This window comes from Telluria sp. GW821-FHT07G12 (assembly GCF_059418525.1).
On sequence record NZ_JBWKQA010000002.1, the window covers coordinates 330,538 to 350,547 of the forward strand.

Here is a 20,010-nt window from a genome sequence, read left to right on the forward strand (position 1 = left end):
AGGCAAAGATTATGCAATTCTCCGAAAACTGGCTCCGTTCCATGGTCGATCCGAAGATGAATTCGGTCGAACTGGCCCACCTGCTCACCATGTCCGGCCTCGAAGTCGAAGAGGTGGAAGCCGTTGCGCCGCCGTTCTCGAACGTCGTGGTCGCCGAAGTAAAGGAAGTCGCCAAGCACCCGAACGCGGACCGCCTGAACGTCTGCCAGGTCGACGTCGGCACCGGCACGCTGCTGAACATCGTCTGCGGCGCGCCGAACGTGCGCGCGGGCATGAAGGCGATCTGCGCCATGGCCGGCGCCGTGCTGCCGCCTGGCGCCGATGGCAAGCCCTTCGAAATCAAGGTCGGTAAACTCCGCGGCGTCGAGTCGCAGGGCATGATGTGCTCGGCCAAGGAACTGAAGATCTCGGAAGAGAGCAGCGGCCTGATGGAGCTGCCGGAAGATGCGCCGGTCGGCCAGAACATCCGCGACTACCTGGGCCTGAACGACCAGAAGTTCACCATCAAGCTGACCCCGAACAAGGCGGACTGCCTGTCGGTGCTGGGCGTGGCGCGCGAAGTGTCGGCCCTGACCGGATCGAAGCTGACCGTGCCGGCGGCGCGTGTCGTTCCCGTTACCATCGACGACGTCCTGCCGGTCAAGGTGTCGGCGCCGGACCTGTGCGGCCGCTTCACCGGCCGCGTGATCCGCGGCCTGAACGCGCGCGCCGCTACCCCTGAGTGGATGAAGCGCCGCCTGGAACGCAGCGGCCAGCGCTCGGTGTCGGCCCTGGTCGACATCTCCAACTACGTGATGCTGGAAAGCGGCCAGCCCTCGCACGTGTTCGACCTGGCCAAGATCCATGGCAGCATCGACGTGCGCTGGGGCCGCAAGGGCGAATCGCTCAAGCTCCTGAATGGCAACACCATCGAAGTGGACGAGTGGGTCGGCGTGATCGCCGATGAAAAGCAACTCGAATCGCTGGCCGGCATCATGGGCGGCGACTCGACCGCCGTCACCCTCGACACCACCGACATCTACCTGGAAGCTGCATTCTGGTGGCCGGGCGCCATCCAGGGCCGCGCCCGCCGCTTCAACTTCTCGACCGATGCGGCGCACCGCTTCGAGCGCGGCGTGGACTATGCCGGCACCGTGGAACGCATCGAGCGCATCACTGCGCTGATCGTCGAGATCTGCGGCACGCCGGAGACCAAGGTCGGTCCGGTCGACGACCAGATCGTCAACCTGCCGCAGCGCCAGCCCGTCACCCTGCGCACGGAACGCGCGCAAAAGGTGATTGGCGTGGCGATAAGCGACGATACCGTCGCCGACATCTTCACCCGCCTGGGCCTGCCGTTCGAGCGCGAGCCGGGCCGCTTCACGGTGACTGCGCCTTCCTACCGTTTCGACATCGAGATCGAGGAAGACCTGATCGAGGAAGTCGCCCGCGTGTACGGCTTCGAGAACATCCCGGCGCTGCCGCCCGTGGCCCCGAGTGCGATGCTGATCGAGCCGGAAAACACGCGCTCGCTGTTCGCGATCCGCCACCAGCTGGCCGACCTGGGCTACCAGGAAGTGGTCAACATGAGCTTCGTGGAAAGCCAGTGGGAAGCCGACTTTGCCGGCAATACCGACCCGATCAAGCTGCAGAACCCGATCGCCAGCCAGATGAGCGTGATGCGCTCGAACCTGATCGGCAGCCTGATCGCCAACGTGCGCTACAACGTCAACCGCAAGGCCGGCCGCGTGCGCGTGTTCGAAGTGGGCGCCGTGTTCCACCGCAATCCGGCGGCCCAGGACGGCCCGCTGTCCATCGCCGGCTTCGACCAGCCCAAGCGCGTCGCCGCCATGGCCTACGGCCCGGCTGCGGACGAGCAGTGGGGCCAGTCGACCCGTGCGGTCGACTACTTCGACGTCAAGGGCGACCTGGAAGCGCTGTTCGCCCCGCGCGCGCTCCGCTTCAGCAAGCTCGAGCATCCGGCCCTGCACCCGGGCCGCTCGGCCGCCGTCGAACTGGACGGCAAGGTCGTCGGTTTCATCGGCGAACTGCATCCGCGCTGGCTGCAGAAGTACGACCTGCCGCAGGCGCCGGTGCTGTTCGAGGTGGATGCCGAAGCGCTGCGCGAACGCGTGGTGCCTGCATACGCCGAAATCTCGAAGTTCCCGGGCGCCACCCGCGACCTCGCGCTGGTGGTGAAACAGGACGTTCCAGCGCAGGCGCTGCTCGACGCATTCAAGGCCGAACTGGCCGCCAACGCGAACGGGAAACTCGTGCAAGCCGTTGTTTTGTTTGATGAATATCGCGGCAAAGGTTTGGAGCAGGATGAAAAAAGTCTTGCTTTCCGCTTTGGCTTGCAAGATACTCAATCGACGCTGCAGGACGATGCGGTCGAGGCCATCATGGCCGCGCTCGCACAGGCAGCGCAACAACAACACGGCGCCAGACTGCGCGCTTAAAGGGGCCTGAAAGGCCGCCGCATTCCGGCGGCCTTCTCGGTGTTCCGACATCCAAAACTGATTGAAGGTAGGGCTTCAAAATTAATAACAACGACCTTGATTCTGCCGTCCTCGAAGAAGCGCTTGCCGCTCACCGGGTCCGGAAAGAAGCGGAACAGGAGTTACCGACCCTGACCAAGGCGGAGCTGGCCGAGCTGCTGTTCGAGCAGGTGGGCCTGAACAAGCGCGAAGCCAAGGACATGGTCGAGACCTTCTTCGACGAGATCCGCAATGCGCTCGAACGCGGCGAGGCGGTCAAGCTCTCCGGCTTCGGCAACTTCCAGTTGCGCGACAAGCCGCAGCGTCCCGGCCGCAATCCGAAAACCGGGGAAGAGATTCCCATTACGGCGCGCCGCGTCGTGACCTTCCACGCCAGCCAGAAACTCAAGAGCATGGTCGAGGAGGCCAATCCGGCCAACGCCGACAAGGCTTCGCTGGCGCGCGCAGCCTGAGTAGTGAGCCAAACTGAGCCATGAATGACCGACCCAACAAGATGGAACTGACTGTATTGCCTCCGATTCCGGCGAAGCGTTATTTCACGATCGGGGAAGTCAGTGAATTGTGCGGGGTCAAACCGCATGTGCTGCGCTACTGGGAACAGGAATTTACCCAGCTAAAACCGGTCAAACGCCGAGGAAACCGCCGCTATTACCAGCACCACGAAGTGCTGTTGATCCGGCGTATCCGCGAGCTTTTGTACGAGCAGGGCTTCACGATCAGCGGCGCCCGCAATCGCCTCGATGGCAGGAGCGGGTCCGTCGAGGACGTCGAGGCAGTGCCGCCGGTGCCTCCAGCGCCGCCCGAGCCGACCATCGCGCCGGCACTGCTGCGGGAGGAGCTGCATGCCATCCTCGCCATCCTGAAACACGGACCGTCGGCAGCCTGAACCGGCTAATCGCCAGCGCAGCGTTCGAGTATCGGGCTCAAGTATTCGTGCTCCTGTTGTTCTGCACCTAGGAGGTGCTAGAATGTCACTTGCTTATTTTGCTGACTCAAAACGCAAGCCAGTTCCGGGCGTGAGGTGTCAGCCTCGGCTCTTTCCTGCCTCAGGAAAAATCTAAGGGAAGACAATGATACGCGTTGCCATTTGTGACGATCACCAGATAGTTCGAGCAGGTTTCAAGCAGATTTTTTCGTCGTCGGGCGACTTCGAAGTCGTCGCCGAAGGCGCCACCGGGCGTGAAGCCCTCGACATCGCACGTCGCGAGATTTGCGACGTGCTGCTATTGGATATTGCGATGCCCGACCAGAGCGGCATCGACATCCTGCGCACCATCCGCCAGGGCCAGCCGAACCTGCCGGTCCTGATCCTGTCGGGTTACCCGGCACAGCAGTATGCGCTCAACCTGTTCAAGATGGGCGCCAACGGCTACCTGAACAAGGAATGCGACGCCGACGAGCTCAAGACCGCCGTGCGTACCGTCTATCAGGGCCGCCGCTACGTCAGCTCCCAGGTCGGCGAACTGCTGGCCCAGAGCTTCGACCGCGACCCCAACACGGCCCTGCACACGGAGCTGTCGGACCGCGAGTTCCAGGTCTTCCTGCGCCTGGCCAAGGGCGCGACCGTGTCCGATATCGGCAATGCCTTGTCGCTGTCGATCAAGACGGTCTCGACCTACCGCACCCGCATCATGGAAAAGATGGGCCTGCAGTCGAATAGCGACCTGACCTACTACGCCATGAAAAATAACCTGCTCGATTGAGCAGGTTTGTCTGCTCATCTGAGCAGATTTTCCCGGAAAACGACGCGCCAGCCGCGTCGTCCTTCCGCTACAATCCTCCGCACGGCAGCCGCCATCTGAAGCAAGGTAATTGCTCTCAGTCTATAATCGCGCACATCGTCGCTGCGTGAGAGGACCTTCCAGGATGTATTTCAGTGCCGACCCCGCCTTCCGGCCAGTCCGCAGCCTGCCGTGGTATCAGACGCTGCTGTGCGCCGTTTGCGTGCTCATCCTGGTGCTCAACGGTGTCAGCCTGGTAGGCAACCTCGACGCGCTGAAGGCGGCCAATGCGAGGCAAGCCCAGGCGGACCGCGTGTCGACCAGGCTGCAGTACGTGAACCTGCTCGTCACCGATGCCGACAGCGGCTTGCGCGGCTATTTCCTGTCCGGCTCCGAGACCTATCTCGGCCCGCTGCGCACCGCCCAGCGCGAGCTCGACGGCCAGTTCGAGACACTCAAGACGCTGCTGGCCGATAACCCGTCCCAACTGAAGAATCTGGCCCAGCTGCAGACCCTGGTGCGGCGCCGCGTCGGCCTGATGAACGAGGCGCAGGAAGTCTACCGCCACGGCGGCCTGCAGGACATCGTCGCGATCGCCCGCAGCCAGGAAGACCAGGTCCGCATGGACGAGATCCGCCTGCAGGTGGTGGTGATGACGGGCGAGCAGAACGATACCCTGGCGGCGGGCGCCGCTTCCTTCTACGACCAGTACCGCCGCACCGCGCTGATCGGCATCGGCATCGATGCCGCCGCCATCGTCGTGCTGGTGCTGTTCTATAACCTGATCTGGCGTGGATTCAGCCTGCGCCTGTCCGCCGAGCGCGCCCTGCAGGAGAGCAACGATCAACTGGAAACGCTGGTGGCGGCGCGCACCGAGCAGCTGTCGGTGCTGTCGCGCCACCTGATCAGCGTGTCGGAAGAGGAAAAGGCGCGCCTGGCGCGCGAACTGCACGACGAGATGGGCGCCAACCTCACCGCGATCGGCATGTATCTGTCCACGGTCGGCGAGCAATTGAAGGACAGCCATCCGGAACAGGCGGCCGCGCTCGGCTGTGCGCGCGCGACCCTGCTCGAAACCGTGCAGCTGAAACGCCGCATCGTCGAGGATCTGCGCCCCAGCCTGCTGGACAACATGGGCCTGGCGGCGGCGCTGCAGAGTTATTGCGAGGATTTTGCGCGTGCTACGCGCCTGGATTGCGAAGCCCTGGTCGATGCCGACGTCGACAGCGCCGGCACCATGCAGGCGATCGCGCTGTTCCGCATCGCCCAGGAATCGCTGAACAATGTCGCCAAGTATGCGCAGGCCCGCCACGTGGTCGTGCACTTGGCGCGTGAGGGAGAAGGGCTGGCGCTGGAAGTCAGCGACGATGGCGTCGGCATTTCGCCCGATGCGATGCGGCGTTCGAAGTCGCACGGCCTGCTGGGCATGCGCGAACGCGCGCTGCTGCTGGGCGGGACCCTGAAAGTGGAACGTGGTGTGAACGGCGTGGGCACCTGCGTGCAAGCCTGGGTGCCCTTCGCCTCGCCGGCTGCCGAGCCTGTCGGGGCCGTGCCGGGAGGGCCGGTGGTGCCGGCCCTCGACATGTCACCGCTTATGCGCGTGCAACATCCATCAGCAGGCGGTCGTACTCGCTTTTAGCGACCTTGTAGCATTCGCCGGCGTAGTCTTCCAGGCCCTGGCGGTTCAGCACGGTGATGTTACCGCGGCGGTACTGGATCAGGCCTTCGTCCTGCAGCTTGCCGGCCGCAGCGGTGATGCTTTCGCGGCGCACGCCGAGCATGATCGAGATCAGTTCCTGGGTCACTTTCAGCTCGTTCGAAGCCGAGCGATCCAGGCGGTCCAGCAGCCAGCGGCACAGCTTCTGTTCGATCGAGCTGTGACGGCCGCCGACGGCGTTCTGGGCCATCTGGGCGAACAGGGCGTTGGTGTAGCGCATCAGCAGCTGGGGCAGGGCGCCGCCCTTGTTGAAGGCGTCGCGCAGGAACTGGGTTTTGAGGCGGTAGCCGTAGCCGGCGCTCTGGACCACAGCGCTGCAGGTAGCGCGTTCGCCCATGAACAGCGACACACCGACCGCGCCTTCATGGCCGACCACCGCGATTTCGGTGGTGGCGCCGTCTTCCATCACATACAGCAGGGAGACGATGGCGGTGGTGGGGAAGTACACGTATTCGAGTTTGCTGCCGAATTCGAACAGTTCCTTGCCGAAAGGCAGCGGAACCAGTTCCAGGTGTTCAAACAGGTTTTCCAGGTCTTGGCGCGGCAAGGCCGCGAGCAACTCATTCTGTTGGGTGCCGCTGTAGCTGACGACCGGACGGGACGCCACTTTGAATTCCTCGGTCGATGCGGGAATCTGGTTGACCGACTGGGGCTTCTGAGCGGCAACACCAAGTTGAGCGTTATTCATATTGTCCTCGTTATCTTCTGACTTACTTCACGATACTTCGTGGGGGGCGAATGCTTGGATGGGTTTCCTCATCGCGATGTGTGTACTTTATTGCCATAGTCTCTTGCCGAACATAAGACTAGTCGACGCCCCCATGTAGGTTCTATGCATGATGTTTTGTCAGTCCAGTCCTACTAGAGAGAAACATTCAAATTAGGCCACTTTTCGCCGGCCGGAGCTGCCAAAACGGCATTAAAACGATTTCGCGCTCAGCCATATATGACGTCCCGACAACAAAGCACCTGTTGTTAAGTTCGTCAGGAACATAGTGCGCCGCTCTGGCGTTTACCCTCGTTAACGAAAACTTCACACACCAGGGTAGTGGAAGCCCGACTTGTCCTACAGCGGTTTGCAAGACAAACGGGGCGAGACTCGGTAAAATCGCGCGTTTATGCACACGCGCCGCAAGGGCGAGACCATGTCCAACGAAACCGCAGCAAGCAATCAAGAATCCGGCGACGATCTCGCCGTCCCGCAGGCCAAGACCGCCGCGCAGATCGCGCGCGAAGTCGGCCGCCGCCGCACTTTCGGCATCATTTCCCACCCCGACGCCGGTAAGACCACGCTCACCGAAAAGCTGCTGCTGTTCTCGGGCGCGATCCAGCTGGCCGGCACCGTCAAGGGCCGCAAGAGCGGACGTCACGCCACCTCCGACTGGATGGACATCGAGAAGCAGCGCGGCATCTCGGTCGCGTCCTCGGTGATGCAGTTCGAGTTCCGCGACCACGTGATCAACCTGCTGGACACTCCAGGCCACCAGGACTTCTCGGAAGACACCTATCGCGTGCTGACCGCGGTCGACTCGGCCCTGATGGTGATCGACGCCGCCAAGGGCGTGGAGGAGCAGACCATCAAGCTGCTGGACGTCTGCCGCATGCGCGCGACCCCGATCGTCACCTTCATGAACAAGATGGACCGCGAAACCCGCGATCCGCTGGAACTGCTGGACGAAGTGGAATCGGTGCTGAAGATCGAGTGTGCGCCGGTGACCTGGCCTATCGGCATGGGCAAGAACTTCCGCGGCGTGTACCACCTGATCAAGGATGAGATCATGCTGTTCAAGGCCGGCGAGGAAAAGGCCGACGGCGACTACGAGATCATCAAGGGCATCGACAACCCGCGCCTGGCCGAGATGTTCCCGATGGAGATCGAACAGCTCAAAATGGAAGTGGAGCTGGTGCACGGCGCCTCCCACGTGTTCGACCTGGAGCGCTTCCTGTCCGGCGTGCAGACCCCGGTGTTCTTCGGCTCCGCGATCAACAACTTCGGCGTGCGCGAGATCCTGTCGGCGCTGATCGACTGGGCCCCGGCCCCGCGCGAGCGCGACGCCACCGTGCGCGCCGTGAAGCCCGAGGAGCAGCCGTTTTCCGGCTTCGTCTTCAAGATCCAGGCCAACATGGACCCGGCCCACCGCGACCGCATCGCCTTCCTGCGCGTGTGCTCGGGACGTTTCGAAAAGGGCATGAAAGTCAAGCACCTGCGCCTCGGCCGCGATGTGAAGCTGTCCTCCGTGGTGACCTTCATGGCATCCAGCCGCGAACAGGTCGAGGAAGCCTACGCCGGCGACATCATCGGCCTGCCGAACCACGGCAACATGCAGATCGGCGACAGCTTCTCGGAAGGCGAGCTGCTGACCTTCACCGGCATTCCTTACTTCGCGCCTGACCTGTTCCGCACGGTGCGCATCCGGAATCCGCTGAAGATGAAGCAGCTGCACAAGGGCCTGCAGCAGCTGGGCGAAGAGGGCGCCGTGCAGGTGTTCAAGCCGGTGCTCGGCTCCGACCTGATCCTGGGTGCGGTCGGCGTGCTGCAGTTCGAGGTGGTCGCCAGCCGCCTGCTGAACGAGTACGGCGTCGACGCCGTGTTCGACGGCTCCAGCATCAGCAGCGCGCGCTGGGTCTCCAGCGACGACAAGAAGGCGCTGTCCGACTTCGAATCGCAGCTGGCGCCGCAGGTGGCCTATGACGCCGCCGGCAACCTGGCCTTCCTCGCGACCTCCGGCGTCAACCTGCGCCTGACCCAGGAGCGCTGGCCGAAGCTGCAGTTCCACGCCACCCGCGAGCACGCGGCGAAGCTGGACTAAGCCGGCGCATAATTGACGTGGGCACGGGTGCCCACCCTACGGCGATGTAGGGTAGACACTCCGTGCCCACGGTCGTTTACGGCGCCAGTTTCGTAGGGTGGGCACCCTGTGCCCACGGTCGTTTACGGCGCCGGCTTCCTCAACCACGCCTCCAGCACGCTGCCTATCCAGCACAGCGCGAATACCCAGCCCGACAAGCTGACCCGTAGCGGCGACGCCTGTCCCTCCAGTTTGGCCGCCAGCGCCGCCGGATCGAGCGGCATGGCGCCGGACAGCAGCTGGCCGGCGATGGCATTCGCCTCGTCCATCGACCAGCTCAGGTAGACGTAGCCCGCCGCCAGCGCCGGCAGCGCAAGCAGCAGGGCCAGGCGGCGCCGGCCCATATACCACTGGCCGACGCCAGGGAAGACCAGGGCGGACAACAGGGCGGCGAGCCCTTTGGAACGGTTCATGCACATCCTTTCCGGATTTGAGCAGGCACAAGAGCTTGCGTGTTGGACAGCGTAGATTTCCCCAATGCACGCCTTTCCGCGTGTACACGACATCGTTGTTGACAGGGGAGAGGACAATGACGCTCGAGTTCAATATGCTGGCCCGGCTGCGCATCGGGCCCAAGCTTTTGCTGGCGCCCGGCGTCGTGCTGGTGCTGCTGGTCCTGCTGTCCTGCGGCGCCTACCTGGCGATGGTACGCCAGAACGACTCGCTCGACGCCGTCGTCCAGCAGCGCGCCACCCACATGCGGGCCGCCACCGACCTGGTGGCCTCGGCCCAGCGGGCGAATGCCCAAGCCTACCAGATCCTGACCTGGATCAGCGGCAGCTTCCCGCGCACCCGGGTCGAGCCGCTGGTGCGCGACGTCCAGCAGCAGCAGGCAGCCATCGAACGCGGCTTCGCCAGCCTCACGAAACTGGCCCAGGAGACCCCTCCGCGGCACCGCGAGGCCGAGCTGCGCTACATCGAGCAGGCCGCGTCCGCCTGGCGTCTGTACGTGGCCGCGGTGCGCGACGTGATCGAGATCGCCCGCGAAGACCAGTCGATCAGCGCCAACGCCATGGCCAAGGCGGAGCGCGCCTTCAGCGTGGTGGCCGAGCGCCTGACCGAATTGTCGCGGCGCGAGCAGGAACTGTCGGAAGAGGTCTCCGACAAGGCCTCCGAGGACTTCAAGACTGTCGCGACCCTGATGCCGATCGTGATCATCCTGTCGATCGCGGCCTCGCTGGTCATCACGATGGCGGTGCGGCGCTCGTTGCTGACCGAGATCGGCGCCATCGAAGCCGCCGCCAGCAGCCTGGCCAGCGGCGACCTGACGGTGCGCACCCGGCTCGACGGCGACGACGAGATCGCCACCACCTCGCGCGCGCTGGACGACAGCATACGCAACCTGAACCTGTCGCTGCGCACCATCCTCGAGTCGGCGCGCTCGATCGGCTCGGCCTCGCGCGAGATCGCCCTCGGCCGCGCCGGATTGCCCGCGCGCGCCGGCGTGCGCGCCTCGCTGGAGCAGACCACGACCTCGATGCAGGACCTGGCCACGGTGATGATGGAGACCGCGTATTCGGCGCGCCAGGCCAACCGCCTGACGGAAGCCGCATCCAGCGCGGCCCAGCAGGGCGGCAGCGTGGTGCACCGGCTGGTGGCGACCCTGGAAAGCGTGCGCCGCTCGGCTACCCGACTGGACCAGCTCGGGGAAGACATCGAGATCGCCTGCGCCCGCGCCGGCGGGGTGGCCCTGAGCGCAGCGGTGGAGGCGGCCCAGAGCGGCCCGCAGGCCCTGAACTTCGCCCAGGCAGCCTGCGAGGTGAGGGCGCTGGCGGGTCGTGCGGTGGCGGGCGCGCGCGAAGCACGCGAACTGGCGCGCGAGACCATGGCCGCGATCGAAGGCGGCACCGGCATCGCGCTGGACGCCGGCTCCAGCATGGCGGACCTGGCCAGCTCGGTGCAGGCGGTCGGCGACATCGTCAACCGCATCGGCTCCACCAGCGCCGAACGCGCCGAGAACCTGGCCGGCGTGAACCAGGCCATCGTGCGCATGGACGAGCTGACCCAGCAGGGTACGCGGATGGTGGAAGACGCGGCGATGGCCGCGCGCACCCTGCAGCAGCAGGCGCTCAGCCTGTCGCAGGCGGTGGCGGCGTTCCGGCTGGACGAGGTGGCGCAGGCGCCGGAACCACAACATGAAGACGGGGCTGCAGGAGCGCTCGACAAGCGCCCCGGCAGCCCCGGGCATCCCTACTTAAGACTGGCTAGCAGCCGTCGCGGGAAAGACTAGATCACTCGTAGTCCTCGATCGGTGCACAACCGCAGAACAGGTTACGGTCGCCGTAGACGTTGTCCGCGCGGCCGACCGGCGGCCAGTACTTGCGCTTGCGCAGCGACGGCACCGGGAAGGCAGCCACTTCACGCGTGTAGGTGTGCTGCCAGTCGTCGGCGGTGACGACTTCCGCGGTGTGCGGCGCGCCCTTCAGCGGGTTGTCCATGCGGTCGTACTCGCCGCGCTCGACCTTCACGATCTCGGCGTGGATGGTGATCATCGCCTCGATGAAGCGGTCGAGTTCCACCTTCGACTCCGACTCGGTCGGCTCGATCATCAGCGTGCCCGGCACCGGGAAGCTCATGGTCGGGGCGTGGAAGCCGAAGTCCATCAGGCGCTTGGCCACGTCTTCGTTGCTGATGCCGGTCTTGTCCTGCAGCGGGCGCAGGTCGATGATGCACTCGTGCGCGACCAGGCCGTCGTGGCCGGTGTACAGCACCGGATAGTGCGGGGCCAGGCGGCGGGCGATGTAGTTGGCGTTCAAGATCGCCGTCTCGGTCGCCGCGGTCAGGCCTTCGGCGCCCATCATCGCGATGTACATCCAGGAGATCGGCAGGATCGAGGCCGAACCGTAAGGCGCTGCGCTGACTGCGCCGATACCCTGCTCGTTGCGCTGGTAGCCGGTCGAGGCCTGGTTCGGCAGGAAGGGCACCAGGTGTGCGCCGACCGCCACCGGACCGACGCCCGGGCCGCCGCCGCCGTGCGGGATGCAGAAGGTCTTGTGCAGGTTCAGGTGGCTGACGTCGCCGCCGAAGATGCCGGGGCCGGCAACGCCGACCAGCGCGTTCATGTTGGCGCCGTCCACGTACACCTGGCCGCCGTGCGCATGCACGATCTCGCACAGTTCCTTGATGCCTTCCTCGAACACGCCGTGGGTCGACGGGTAGGTGACCATCACGCAGGCCAGGTTGGCGCTGTGCTGCTCGGCCTTCTTCTTCAGGTCTTCGAGGTCGACGTTGCCGTTCTCGTCGCAGGCGGTGACGACCACCTGCATGCCGACCATGCTGGCCGATGCCGGGTTGGTGCCGTGCGCCGAGGACGGGATCAGGCAGATGTTGCGATGGCCTTCGCCGCGCGACTCGTGGTACTTCTTGATGATCAGCAGGCCCGCGTACTCGCCCTGCGAGCCGGCGTTCGGCTGCAGCGACACGCCTGCATAGCCGGTCACGGCGCACAGCATCTTTTCGAGCTGGGCTATCATCTCGCGGTAGCCGACGGTCTGGTCATCCGGCGCGAACGGGTGGATGTTCGAGAACTCGGGCCAGGTGACCGGGATCATCTCCGAGGTCGAGTTCAGCTTCATCGTGCACGAACCCAGCGGGATCATGGTGCGGTCCAGCGCCAGGTCCTTGTCGGCCAGCGAGCGCAGGTAGCGCAGCATCTCGTGCTCGGCGTGGTAGCGGTGGAAGGTCGGGTGGGTCAGGTAGGCGCTGGTGCGGCTCAGCGATGCCGGGAAGGCGTCGGCGGCGTCGCTGTCCAGCGAGTCGAAGTCCACTGCGGCGTCCTTGCCCGCGGCTTCGCCGAAGATCTTCGCCAGCAGGGCGATCTCGTCGCGGCCGGTGGTCTCGTCCAGCGACAGGCCGACATGGCGGGCGTCGATGCGGCGCAGGTTGGCGCCATTGTCGACGGCGATGCGGTGCAGCTCGTCGGCATTGTCCGCGATCACGGTCAGGGTGTCGAAGTAGGTCTCGTTGGCCAGCTGGTAGCCCATGCTTTGCAGCGAGGCGGCCAGGATGCCGGTGTAGCGGTGCACGCGGCGGGCGATCTGCTCCAGGCCTTTCGGGCCGTGGTAGATGGCGTACATCGAGGCCATCACGGCCAGCAGCACCTGCGCGGTGCAGATGTTCGAGGTCGCTTTTTCGCGGCGGATGTGCTGTTCGCGCGTTTGCAGCGCCAGGCGGAATGCCTTGTTGCCCTGGGCGTCGACGGTGACGCCGGCCAGGCGGCCCGCCATGCTGCGCTTGTAGTCGTCGCGGGTGGCCAGGTAGCCGGCGTGCGGGCCGCCGAAACCGAGCGGCACGCCGAAGCGCTGGCTGTTGCCGACCACGACGTCGGCGCCCCATTCGCCCGGCGGGGTCAACACGGTCAGGGCCAGCAGGTCCGCGGCCACCACGACCATCGCACCCATCGCATGCAGCTTCTCGCAGGCGTTGCGGTAGTCGCGCACGTCGCCGTTCACGCCCGGATACTGCAGCAGCACGCCGAAGCAGGTCTCCGTCAGGTTCTCGATGTCGGCGGCGGCGATGGTGCGGACTTCGACGCCGATCGGCAGCGCGCGGGTCTCGACCACTTCACGGGTCTGCGGCAGCACGTCGTCGGCGACGTAGAAGACCTTCGAGGCCGACTTGCCGACGCGCTGGATCAGCGTCATGGCTTCCGCGGCGGCGGTGCCTTCGTCCAGCATCGAGGCGTTCGCGATGCCCATGCCGGTCAGGTCGGTGATCACCTGCTGGAAGTTCAGGATGGCTTCCAGGCGGCCCTGCGAGATCTCCGGCTGGTAGGGCGTGTAGGCGGTGTACCAGGCCGGGTTTTCGAAGATGTTGCGCAGGATGACGGGCGGGGTGAAGGTGCCGTAGTAGCCCTGGCCGATCATCGACTTCATGACCTTGTTCTGCGAGGCGATGCCCTTCAGCTTGGCCAGCGCGGCCTGCTCGGGCAGCGGGTCGAAGAATTCGCCCAGGTCCAGCTTGTCCTTGCGGCGGATGTTGGCGGGAACGACGGCATCGATCAGGGCGGCGCGGCTCTGGTAGCCGAGGACGGACAGCATGGCTGCCTGTTCGGCGTCGGACGGACCGATGTGGCGCGGGATGAAGCCATCGCGTGCTTCGAGTTGGGTCAGGCTGGTGCGGGTCATGATAGGAGGCGAAAAAAGAGAGGATCGGGCTGCTACAGACGTCGTTCCCGCGAAGGCGGGAGCCCAAGTTTGGTGGAGCTAACGCGGCGCATGCAGAACTTGGGCCCCCGCCTGCGCGGGGGCGACGAGTCGATTAACCTTCAGTGGTCTTGCCGTAAGCCGCTGCATCCAGCAGGCCATTGATCGCGGCCGGGTCGCTCGGCTGCAGCTTGAACAGCCAGGCGCCGTAGGCGTCGGCGTTGATCGAGTCCGGGGCGTCGGCGGTGGCCTGGTTGACGGCGGTGACGGTGCCCGAGACCGGGGCGTAGATGTCGCTGGCGGCCTTGACCGACTCGACCACGGCGGCGTCGTCGCCGGCGGTGAATGCCTTGCCGACCTGCGGCAGTTCGACGAACACGATGTCGCCCAGCGCGTCCTGCGCGTACTCGGTGATGCCGACGGTCAGAGTGCCGTCAGTCTCTTGACGGACCCACTCGTGGGACTCGGTGTATTTCAGGTCGGCTGGGATGTTCATGCATGGCTCCTAATGGATAGAGAGATGAGGCGGTAAGTATAAATTGTTCTTGTCTGCGCAGCGTATCAGGACGCCAGCACTTTGCCGTTGCGCACGAACGGCAGCTTGACCACGGAGGCGGCCAGCTTCTTGTCGCGGATTTCGACGTGCACGGTGTCGCCGACCTGCACCTCGACCGGCACGCGCGCCAGCGCGATCGCCTGCTGCATGCTCGGGCTGAAGGTGCCGCTGGTGATCTCGCCGGCATTGCCGGAGGCTGCCACGACCTTCTGGTGGGCGCGCAGGATGCCGCCTTTTTCACGCAGGATCAGGCCGACGAAGTTCTGCTGCTGGCCGTTTTGCTGCAGGGCCGATTTGCCGATGAAGTCGCGCTCGGCGACCAGGTCCACGGTCCAGGCCAGGCCGGCGTCGAGCGGGGACACGGTATCGTCCATGTCCTGGCCATACAAATTCATGCCGGCTTCCAGGCGCAGGGTGTCGCGCGCGCCCAGGCCCGCGGGCTTGACGCCGGCGGCGGCCAGCGCCTTCCACAGCGCTTCGGCCTGGGTGGCGGGGACGCCGATTTCGAAGCCGTCTTCGCCGGTGTAGCCGGTGCGCGCCACCATCACTTCGCCGAACGGGGTGTCGTCGACGATGACCACGTTGAAGGGCTTCATGGCTTCCGATGCGGCCTTGGTGGCCGGCAGCACGTCCCACACCTTGGCGCGGGCGTTCGGGCCCTGCACGGCGATCAGGGCGATACCGTCATCCGAGAGGTCGGCGCGGCGCGGCGTGATGGCCAGGCCGCTGCCGGTGGCCTCGTTCTGCTGGCGGATCCAGGCGATGTCCTTCTCGGCGGTGCCGGCGTTGACCACCAGGCGGAACCAGTCTTCGCGGAAGAAGTAGACGATCAGGTCGTCGATCACGCCGCCTTCGGGGTTCAGCATGCAGGAGTACAGGGCCTTGCCGGCCGCCTGCAGCTTGTCGACGTTGTTGGCCAGCAGGCCGCGCAGGAAGGGGCGGGCGTTGGCGCCGTGCAGGTCGACCACGCACATGTGCGAGACGTCGAACATGCCGGCGTCGGTACGCACGGCATTGTGTTCTTCGATCTGCGAACCGTAGTTGACGGGCATGTCCCAGCCGCCAAAGTCGACCATCTTGGCGCCGGATGCGCGGTGTACGGAATTGAGCGGGGTCGCTTTGAGCGTCATGGCGTGAGATCCTCGGGCAGTTAAATAGGGTTACGGCACGCTTGCGCGTGCTGTTCGCACCCCTCTGTCCTCGATACCTGAGAGATAGCGGTAGATACCGCCTGCCCCTTCGGTGGGCTCATCAAGAGCCGCTCTCCAGAGTTGGTCGCCGCGCTTGCCAAGTGCATAGCGCGGCGTCCCCCGACCGGTCCGGTTGCCTGAGAGTTTTCGGGTGATGCCCCTTCGGCGGCAGCCTTGCGCTGCGCTCTCCCGGTCAAGACTGCGAAGGATATGCGAGGCGTGCAGGGAAGTCAATTCTAAAGGCCCATGGCGCGAGGTCCCGGCACCTGCGGAGGAGGGCTCGCACTATTGCAGTGCGTCCACATAGGGAAAAAACCGTGTTTTGTTACACTTACCCTACGACCTTGTCACGGAAGAGAGCCCCCTATGAGCGAAGATCAAGCAAAACAGCAAAAAGAGGCGTACTTCACGCTGTCCGGCGACGTGAACAGCGACATGGTGCATCGCGTGTTCGAAGCCGTCTCGATGATGACCGAGGACGGTACCGAAACCGCCCACATCCTCGTGCAGTCGAACGGCGGCTACGTCAGCGACGGCCTGTGCCTGTACAACTTCCTGGCCAATTCGCCGATCGAGTTCGTGATGTACAACGGCGGCGCGGTGGCATCGATCGCGGTGATCCTGTTCCTGTCGGGCACCCGGCGCTACGCCAGCGAGACGGCCCGCTTCATGATCCACAAGTCGCACGCGACGGCTTCGCCGGGCTCGCGTCCGGACGCCCTCAACATCATCGTCGAGGGCCTGCGCGCGGACGATGCCCGCACCGAGGCCATCCTGCGCAAGCACATCGAACTCACGCCGGAGCAATGGGGCATCCACCAGTACGGCGACCTGCACCTGAACGGGCGCGACGCCAAGACCGCGGGCCTGGTCAACGACGTCAAGGACTTCGCGCCGCCCAAGGGCGCCAGCCTGCGCAATATCTGATCGCTGCCCTGCGGCACGCCTGCCGCAGGGCTTCCCGCACCGGCACAGCCAAAGAAAGAGGGCGTGCACCGTTCCCGGTCCACGCCCCCGATGCCGTCCTGAAGGCCGAAGGCGGCGCTGCGGCTGGTGCCGCGGCGCCGCCTTCGGCCTCAAGCGGATCAGCGGTTGCTGCTGCGGCTGCTGCCCGAGCGCGAACCCGAGCCGGACGCCGACTGCTTGTTGCCGTCGTTCTTGTGGCTTTGACGGCCTGCTTCGGCATGCTGCTCCGGGGTGCCGCCGCGGGTGCCGCCCGAACCGCCCGAACGCGAGCCCGAACCCGAGCCCGACTGCTGGGAACCGGATTGCTGGGAACCCTGTTTGTTGGCGTCGTTCTTGTGGCTCTGACGACCTGCTTCTGCGTGCTGCTCGCGCGAGCCGCCCTGCTTGCCCGACCTGCTGTTCTTAGCCATGATCATTCCTTTCTAAAATTGGAAGTCCTGCTTACCGAAGCGTTTCCGGTAGTGCAATAATGCAAGCCCGTCAGTAGATGTGGTATCGGAACACGACGCGGTGAATTGTAGGAGATACACCTACGTTCAAAGAATAAATTTTCCGCAAAGATTGCTGCAGCGCGATATATATTCTTCTTGGTGGTATTGCATAGCCGATAAGCTTGTGATTTTATTGTTGAGCTAACTCTTCAGTAGAATATTTGTTCCTGTCGACGGCGCTGTCTCATCCACCGCCGGCTATGATCGGCCAGCCGCAATTTGCAGATAGTGATTGCCATGTGGCAATTATGTGCCACAATAAGCATAAGCAAGCCATCGTATTCACCGTCCACCATGTCATCGAGCCGAGTCCAGAGTCCGGCAGCGCGTCAGGCCGCCCAGCAAAAGCAGGCGACCCTGGATGCGCTCGCCGATATCGCGGCCGCCCAGCTCAAGGAGCAGCTGACGCCGATGATCGCCCGCTTCGGCGAGGCTCTGGCGGACCTCAGCCAGCCCGAGCTCGACACGCGCGAGGTCTACGGGCGCGTCCGCTCCAGCAAGCTGCTGCGGGATAACAGCTACGCCTTCTACCACCTGGCCAGTACCGGCATCGAACTGGCCCTGCGCCAGGAGCTCGAACGCCTGCAGCCGCAAGGCGCCGCCGACAAGCCGGCGCCGGGCTCGCTCAGCCTGGTGCCGCTCGAAGTCATGGACAGCAAGGTCGCCTTCGGCGCCATCACCCGTCCCTTCGACATCGCCCACTCCGAGCAGCTGGCGACCCTGTCGGTGCGCCTCGGTCTCCTGTTGGGCAAGGGCGTATTGCGTGCCGACGCCAATCCCTTCCGCCCCGAAGTCTTCCTGAAGGCGCTGGAAGAAGCCTGGCGCGAGTTCGAGCCCGAGGAAGCATCGCATGGCCTGATCCTGGAGCTGCTGCGCCCCGAGCTGGCCTTCGATTTCGGCGCGCTGTACGAAGCCCTGGTCACGGGCCTGACCGGCAAGGACGGCCAGGGCTCGCTCGAGGCCTGGCGCATCCAGAAGACCGACGACGCGGCCGCCGCGCGCGCCGCACGCGCCAGCGGCAAGGCGGCGCTGGCCGAGCAGCTGCGCAAGCTGTTCGGCGACGAGGATGGCGCGGCCCTGGCGGCCGTGCCGCTGATTCCCGAGCTGCCGGAGATGCCGTCCGGGGCCGGCGGCTGGCGGCCGAGTGCAGCGGCGGGATTCGCTTCGGCGCCGCTGGAGCAGGGCGTCGACGCGGCCGCCACGAGCACCGCAGCGGCGCAGGCGTCAGCGGCGGCACAGGCGGCACAGGCGGCGCAGCCCGCAGGCGGATTCGTGGCTGCGGGCGGTGTCGCGGTTCCGGGCCTTGCGACGGCCGGCGCCGCATCGAACGCTGCGCCGGGCGCGGCGCCTTCGGCCGGCGGCAGTGTGGCGGCTGGACCCTTTGCAATGGCGCCAGGCGGCGTGGCCGCAGCCGGTTTCGCAGCGGCTGGCGCCGCGCAGGCATCGGGCGCCGTACCTGCCGCCGGCTTCTCCGCTGGTCTTCCGGCCATCCCCGGGCTGCCGGACGGCGTCCCGCTGCTGGTCCCCGGCCAGGTCGCCCCGCTGCTGGAACTGCTGGCCCGCATCGAACCCGGCCTGCAGGCGGCACAGGGAGGGGCGGATCCTTCGCTTGCGGTCCCATCGACGGCCGGCGCGCTGCCGCACAACGTCTTCTACCTGCCGCGCTTTGCGCAGAGCCTGCCCAAGGGCAGCCTGTCGCGCGGCGACGAGAGCACCCTCGGCCTGCTGTCGCGCGTGTTCGAGACCGTGCTGCTCGACGACAGCATCCCGCCCCAGACCCGCGAGCTGCTGCGCGTGCTGCAGGTGCCGGTGCTGAAAGCGGCCCTGCTCGACAAGAACTTCTTCTTCGAGGAGGCGCATCCGGCGCGGCGCCTGGTCGACCTGGTCTCTCGCATGGGCTGGGAGCAGCGCAAGGACCTCGACGATCCGCTGTTCCAGGTCATGCAGCGCAGCGTCGAGCGCGTCGGCGAGGCTCGGCCGGACGCCTTTGCCGAGGCGGTGGCCGAGCTGGAAGCGGGCATCGCCGCCGAGGAAGACGCCCAGCAGGAAGCGATGGCCGCCCCGGTGGCCAGCGCCCTGAAACAGGAAAAGCTGCAGGTCGCAACCCGCGCCGCGCGCGATGCCGTCGCCCTGCGCGTGCAGGCCGGCGACGTCGAGCAGGTGGTCAGCGGCTTCCTCGAGCAGCGCTGGACCACGGTCATGACCTTCGCCTACAGCATCGACGCCGACAAGCCGGGCGCGGTCGTCAACGCCACCCGCGCGATGGATGACCTGATCTGGAGCGTCAAGCCGAAACAGACCCAGGAACAGCGCAAGGCTTTGATCGCCAAGCTGCCGCGCCTGCTGCAGACCCTGAATAAATGGCTGGACGCGATCCGCTGGCAGGACGCCGAGCGCCTGCAATTCTTCGCCCGCCTGGCCGAATGCCACGCCTCGATCGTGCGCGCGCCGATCGAGCTGTCGCCGGAACGCCAGCTGGAACTGGCGGTCGAAGCCGCCCAGCAGGACGCGCTGCGCCGGGTCGAGCTGGAGCAGGCCGCAGCCGAGCAGGAAGCGGCGCGCCAGCAGATGATTTCGCCGGTGGACGGCCTGGAACGCGGCATGTGGTTCGAGTTCAAGACCAGCGAAGGTGCGCGCAAGGTCAAGCTGGCCTGGGTCAGCCCGCTGCGCACGCTCTTCATTTTCTCCGGTGCGGGACGGCGCGAAGCCTTCTCGCTGTCGGCGGAAAAGCTGGCCGGGCTGCTGCACGCCGGCGCCGCCCGCGTGCTGGCCATCGATGGCGTGGTGGGGCAGGTGCTGTCGGAGGCGATGCAGGCTGGGGCAGTCAACGACGCTTCGATGAAAGTGGCGGCCGGGCGCTGACACGCAGCGCGGGACCTGCGCGGATTGCGGTATAGTC

General features: G+C 65.5%; 15 protein-coding genes and 2 riboswitches. Of the genes, 9 read left to right on the forward strand and 6 right to left on the reverse strand.

Annotated features, from left to right (window positions below):
- Positions 1-11 precede the first annotated feature (11 nt).
- From pheT to AC07PE_RS09785, 5 genes are all read left to right on the forward strand, one after another.
- The gene (pheT, locus tag AC07PE_RS09765) at positions 12-2,438 is read left to right on the forward strand and encodes a phenylalanine--tRNA ligase subunit beta (protein WP_498763648.1); all 2,427 of its coding nucleotides are present in this window, start codon (positions 12-14) and stop codon (positions 2,436-2,438) included.
- A gap of 80 nt (positions 2,439-2,518) precedes the next feature.
- Complete coding sequence (locus tag AC07PE_RS09770; protein WP_498764754.1) at positions 2,519-2,929, forward strand: integration host factor subunit alpha; 411 nt, start codon at positions 2,519-2,521, stop codon at positions 2,927-2,929.
- A gap of 20 nt (positions 2,930-2,949) precedes the next feature.
- Positions 2,950-3,363 carry a MerR family transcriptional regulator gene (locus AC07PE_RS09775; protein ID WP_498763650.1) on the forward strand — a complete coding sequence of 138 codons (414 nt, stop codon included), beginning with the start codon at positions 2,950-2,952 and terminating at the stop codon, positions 3,361-3,363.
- A 184-nt stretch (positions 3,364-3,547) separates the two neighbouring features.
- Positions 3,548-4,180, forward strand: a complete 633-nt coding sequence (locus tag AC07PE_RS09780; RefSeq protein WP_141837548.1) for a response regulator — start codon at positions 3,548-3,550, stop codon at positions 4,178-4,180.
- 163 nt (positions 4,181-4,343) lie between these two features.
- A complete protein-coding gene (locus AC07PE_RS09785; RefSeq protein WP_498763653.1) occupies positions 4,344-5,837 on the forward strand; it encodes a CHASE3 domain-containing protein in 1,494 nt (497 codons plus the stop codon).
- Here the strand turns inward: AC07PE_RS09785 and AC07PE_RS09790 are convergent.
- Positions 5,791-6,603 (reverse strand): Crp/Fnr family transcriptional regulator, encoded by an 813-nt coding sequence (locus tag AC07PE_RS09790; RefSeq protein WP_498763655.1) that lies wholly within the window; start codon positions 6,601-6,603, stop codon positions 5,791-5,793. The genes AC07PE_RS09785 and AC07PE_RS09790 overlap by 47 nt on opposite strands.
- A gap of 457 nt (positions 6,604-7,060) precedes the next feature.
- Between AC07PE_RS09790 and AC07PE_RS09795 the strand changes: the two genes are divergently transcribed.
- Positions 7,061-8,725, forward strand: a complete 1,665-nt coding sequence (locus AC07PE_RS09795) for a peptide chain release factor 3 (RefSeq protein ID WP_498763657.1) — start codon at positions 7,061-7,063, stop codon at positions 8,723-8,725.
- A gap of 122 nt (positions 8,726-8,847) precedes the next feature.
- On the opposite strand, the gene AC07PE_RS09800 is transcribed toward AC07PE_RS09795, so the two are convergent.
- Positions 8,848-9,177, reverse strand: coding sequence for a hypothetical protein (locus AC07PE_RS09800; protein WP_498763659.1), 330 nt, complete (start codon positions 9,175-9,177; stop codon positions 8,848-8,850).
- A 116-nt stretch (positions 9,178-9,293) separates the two neighbouring features.
- Here AC07PE_RS09800 and AC07PE_RS09805 point away from each other — a divergent pair, with 116 nt between their 5' ends.
- Complete coding sequence (locus AC07PE_RS09805; RefSeq protein WP_498763661.1) at positions 9,294-10,994, forward strand: methyl-accepting chemotaxis protein; 1,701 nt, start codon at positions 9,294-9,296, stop codon at positions 10,992-10,994.
- Between the two features lies 1 nt (position 10,995).
- On the opposite strand, the gene gcvP is transcribed toward AC07PE_RS09805, so the two are convergent.
- From gcvP to gcvT, 3 genes are all read right to left on the reverse strand, one after another.
- Complete coding sequence (gene gcvP / locus AC07PE_RS09810; protein ID WP_498763663.1) at positions 10,996-13,890, reverse strand: aminomethyl-transferring glycine dehydrogenase; 2,895 nt, start codon at positions 13,888-13,890, stop codon at positions 10,996-10,998.
- Between the two features lie 133 nt (positions 13,891-14,023).
- Positions 14,024-14,404 (reverse strand): glycine cleavage system protein GcvH, encoded by a 381-nt coding sequence (gene gcvH, locus AC07PE_RS09815; RefSeq protein WP_230020835.1) that lies wholly within the window; start codon positions 14,402-14,404, stop codon positions 14,024-14,026.
- Positions 14,405-14,469: 65 nt separating this feature from the next.
- The gene (gcvT, locus tag AC07PE_RS09820; protein WP_498763666.1) at positions 14,470-15,594 is read right to left on the reverse strand and encodes a glycine cleavage system aminomethyltransferase GcvT; all 1,125 of its coding nucleotides are present in this window, start codon (positions 15,592-15,594) and stop codon (positions 14,470-14,472) included.
- 54 nt (positions 15,595-15,648) lie between these two features.
- A riboswitch (glycine riboswitch) is annotated at positions 15,649-15,743 on the reverse strand.
- A gap of 26 nt (positions 15,744-15,769) precedes the next feature.
- A riboswitch (glycine riboswitch) is annotated at positions 15,770-15,856 on the reverse strand.
- A 164-nt stretch (positions 15,857-16,020) separates the two neighbouring features.
- Here gcvT and AC07PE_RS09825 point away from each other — a divergent pair.
- Positions 16,021-16,581 (forward strand): ATP-dependent Clp protease proteolytic subunit, encoded by a 561-nt coding sequence (locus tag AC07PE_RS09825; RefSeq protein WP_498763668.1) that lies wholly within the window; start codon positions 16,021-16,023, stop codon positions 16,579-16,581.
- A 158-nt stretch (positions 16,582-16,739) separates the two neighbouring features.
- Here the strand turns inward: AC07PE_RS09825 and AC07PE_RS09830 are convergent, their stop codons facing one another.
- Positions 16,740-17,030, reverse strand: coding sequence for a hypothetical protein (locus AC07PE_RS09830; protein WP_498763670.1), 291 nt, complete (start codon positions 17,028-17,030; stop codon positions 16,740-16,742).
- A 375-nt stretch (positions 17,031-17,405) separates the two neighbouring features.
- On the opposite strand from AC07PE_RS09830, the gene AC07PE_RS09835 reads away from it, so the two are divergent.
- Complete coding sequence (locus tag AC07PE_RS09835) at positions 17,406-19,973, forward strand: DUF1631 family protein (RefSeq protein ID WP_498763672.1); 2,568 nt, start codon at positions 17,406-17,408, stop codon at positions 19,971-19,973.
- The last annotated feature ends 37 nt before the right edge of the window (positions 19,974-20,010 follow it).

What these genes read in the sequence shown, in the direction of transcription:
- pheT (WP_498763648.1), top strand. Translation starts at nt 12, where the DNA reads ATGCAATTCTCCGAAAACTGGCTCCGTTCCATGGTCGATCCGAAGATG.
- gcvP (WP_498763663.1), bottom strand. Translation starts at nt 13,890, where the DNA reads ATGACCCGCACCAGCCTGACCCAACTCGAAGCACGCGATGGCTTCATC.
- AC07PE_RS09795 (WP_498763657.1), top strand. Translation starts at nt 7,061, where the DNA reads ATGTCCAACGAAACCGCAGCAAGCAATCAAGAATCCGGCGACGATCTC.
- AC07PE_RS09805 (WP_498763661.1), top strand. Translation starts at nt 9,294, where the DNA reads ATGACGCTCGAGTTCAATATGCTGGCCCGGCTGCGCATCGGGCCCAAG.
- AC07PE_RS09835 (WP_498763672.1), top strand. Translation starts at nt 17,406, where the DNA reads ATGTCATCGAGCCGAGTCCAGAGTCCGGCAGCGCGTCAGGCCGCCCAG.
- AC07PE_RS09790 (WP_498763655.1), bottom strand. Translation starts at nt 6,603, where the DNA reads ATGAATAACGCTCAACTTGGTGTTGCCGCTCAGAAGCCCCAGTCGGTC.
- gcvH (WP_230020835.1), bottom strand. Translation starts at nt 14,404, where the DNA reads ATGAACATCCCAGCCGACCTGAAATACACCGAGTCCCACGAGTGGGTC.
- AC07PE_RS09825 (WP_498763668.1), top strand. Translation starts at nt 16,021, where the DNA reads ATGAGCGAAGATCAAGCAAAACAGCAAAAAGAGGCGTACTTCACGCTG.
- AC07PE_RS09775 (WP_498763650.1), top strand. Translation starts at nt 2,950, where the DNA reads ATGAATGACCGACCCAACAAGATGGAACTGACTGTATTGCCTCCGATT.
- AC07PE_RS09830 (WP_498763670.1), bottom strand. Translation starts at nt 17,030, where the DNA reads ATGGCTAAGAACAGCAGGTCGGGCAAGCAGGGCGGCTCGCGCGAGCAG.
- AC07PE_RS09780 (WP_141837548.1), top strand. Translation starts at nt 3,548, where the DNA reads ATGATACGCGTTGCCATTTGTGACGATCACCAGATAGTTCGAGCAGGT.
- AC07PE_RS09800 (WP_498763659.1), bottom strand. Translation starts at nt 9,177, where the DNA reads ATGAACCGTTCCAAAGGGCTCGCCGCCCTGTTGTCCGCCCTGGTCTTC.
- gcvT (WP_498763666.1), bottom strand. Translation starts at nt 15,594, where the DNA reads ATGACGCTCAAAGCGACCCCGCTCAATTCCGTACACCGCGCATCCGGC.
- AC07PE_RS09785 (WP_498763653.1), top strand. Translation starts at nt 4,344, where the DNA reads ATGTATTTCAGTGCCGACCCCGCCTTCCGGCCAGTCCGCAGCCTGCCG.